We start from the raw sequence: 2,509 nt of genomic DNA on the forward strand, positions 1-2,509 counted from the left end.
GAAGTCTTGGTCAAAACAATCAAGGCAGTGCTTCCAAAAAAGCATTGAATAGCCAGCAGCTGGTTTCATCGGTTACTAATCTTGCAAAGCAACAGAAAGTGGCACTTAAGCGCTTCGAGCCAAGCGGCGACAATAAGCTAAAAGTTTGGGTGGATGACGCCTCTTTCGATAAGGTAATTTCTTGGTTAAGTCGCTTGAAAAGCTCATTAGGTGTGCGAGTCGAGCAGATTTCCATTGATAAAGATGATGCACCAGGGAAGATCAGCGCCAGAATGACATTGTCTTCATAAGTCTGTAGCGCGATATATTAGTCTAAGAACTAGGGGCACCTATGACAAGAATAACAGAAGAAACCAAAGCAAGAGTTGTTCGACTTGAACCTGGCGCTTTTACCGAAGCTAAAGCAATTCTATATAGAGCTTATAAACATGAGCCTACCTTTAAATACCTATTTGACGCTTCGCGCCCTGGTTATGATCAACGTATCAGGGCAACTATACGAGAGTTAATTAACTTACATTTTTCCAATCAGCAAGATGTGATCGGCCTGGCATTGGATAATCATTTGATTGCAGTTGCGCTAGTTGGCAGTCCGGATATCCGTTTGACACTAAGTCGTCAGTGGAACTGGCGTTTGCGTATGATGCTTACAGCAGGAATGGACTGTACATGGCGTTATATTAATTACCATAAACAGATCCACGAGTATCTACCTAAAGGTGAACACCATGAATTACCTCTGTTGGGGGTGGATTCAAAATACAGAAATTCGGGTTACGGTAAGCAGTTGATGTTGGCGATAGAAGATATCTGTAAAGAAAACCCGCGCTCCGGCGGTATAGCGCTTGATACTGGTAATACGCGGTACTTGAAGTTTTATAAGAGTATTGGTTATAAAACCCTTGGAACCGTTAAACTGGGTGAGCTCGTTGAAAATGTATTATTCAAAGAGTGCAGTCACTAATTCTGTATTTATATTTTACCTGTCTTAAGCTATTAAATGCTCTAGTGTAGTTTTCGAGCTTAGGCATACCGACAATATCCGTTTTTGAAGAGTTCTTTATGTCATCTTATGATTTTGATTTGTTTGTAATTGGTGCTGGCTCCGGCGGTGTTCGTTTGGCTAGAATGTCGGCCTCGATGGGCGCTACAGTTGCTGTTGCAGAAGATCGCTATCTTGGCGGTACGTGTGTAAATGTAGGCTGCGTACCAAAGAAACTATTTGTTTATGCATCCCATGTTCATGAAGAGCTTGAAGACGGCAAAGGCTATGGTTGGCATTTAAATGGTGATCTGAGTTTTAACTGGCAAACCCTGGTCAAAAATAAGAATACTGAGATTGAGCGTTTAAACGGTATTTATGATTCCTTGTTAACTAACTCGGGCGCTAAAATTATTAATGGTCGAGCTCGCATAGTTGATGCCCATACTGTCGAAGTGGCAGGGCAGCAATACTCGGCTGAGCGAATCGTTGTCGCGACTGGAAGTTGGCCGTTCATACCTAATATTCCAGGTGCCGAGTATGCAATCTCTTCCAACGAGCTTTTCTATCTTGATAACTTGCCCGATACTGCAACGGTTGTGGGTGGTGGCTATATAGCTGTAGAAATGGCCGGAATTCTTCAAGGGCTTGGTGTCGACACGACCTTGGTTTATCGTGGTGAGCTGTTCTTGCGCGGTTTTGATCAAGAAGTGCGGGAGTTCGTGCGTGATGAGATTAGCAAAAAAGGTATTCGCTTAAGGTTTAATGAGAATATCGACAGTATTTCAAAGCTGGATAACGGTTCTTTAAATCTTCAGCTAAAAAGTGGCGCTACCGAATCTACTGGTTTGGTGCTTTATGCAACAGGTCGAAAGCCATACTCCTACGACTTAGGCATAGAGAATACTAAGGTAGCGCTTGATGACAAAGGTCAGATTAAGGTTAATGATTATTTTCAAACAAGTGAACCCTCGATCTATGCGATTGGTGATGTAATAGGTGGTATGCAGCTTACGCCGGTTGCGCTTGCCGAAGGTATGTTCTTAGCTAATTATTTCTTTTCCTCAACTAAACCTTCATTAGTCGACTATTCCTTGATACCGACGGCTGTTTTTTGTCAGCCAAATATTGCTACGGTTGGCTTGAGTGAGGAGCAAGCGCGGGAAGAGTTTGATGACATTGATGTCTATGTGTCTAATTTTAAAATGATGAAGCATACTTTGTCTGGGCGTGATGAACGTACCTTAATGAAGATGGTTGTAGACAAGAAAACAGATGCTGTCTTAGGTGTTCACATGGTTGGTGCAGAGGCCGGAGAGATTATTCAAGGTATTGCCGTTGCATTAAAAGCTGGCGCTACGAAACAGAGTTTTGACCAAACTATTGGTATTCATCCTACTGCTGCAGAAGAATTTGTAACGATGCGCCAGCCTAGAACTTAAGGTTTTTTTGCTTCGATCACCAGAAAAATACCAATGACTACTTACATACCACCTTCCGTAAAAAACGGAAGTATACTTACTTTTC

The 2,509-nt window shown here is 42.4% G+C and carries 3 protein-coding genes; all 3 read left to right on the top strand.

All coding sequences use genetic code 11. The features are described 5' to 3' along the window. A partial coding sequence (gene gspM, locus A3757_RS17635) for a type II secretion system protein GspM (RefSeq protein ID WP_197470108.1) occupies window positions 1-290 on the top strand: 290 nt, incomplete at its 5' end. 41 nt (window positions 291-331) lie between these two features. After that, on the top strand, window positions 332-964 hold the full coding sequence (locus A3757_RS17640) for an N-acetyltransferase (RefSeq protein WP_068553306.1): 633 nt from the start codon (window positions 332-334) through the stop codon (window positions 962-964). A 98-nt stretch (window positions 965-1,062) separates the two neighbouring features. Further along, window positions 1,063-2,424 (top strand): glutathione-disulfide reductase, encoded by a 1,362-nt coding sequence (gene gorA / locus A3757_RS17645; RefSeq protein ID WP_068511050.1) that lies wholly within the window; start codon window positions 1,063-1,065, stop codon window positions 2,422-2,424. The last annotated feature ends 85 nt before the right edge of the window (window positions 2,425-2,509 follow it).

This window comes from Oleiphilus sp. HI0117 (assembly GCF_001635235.1).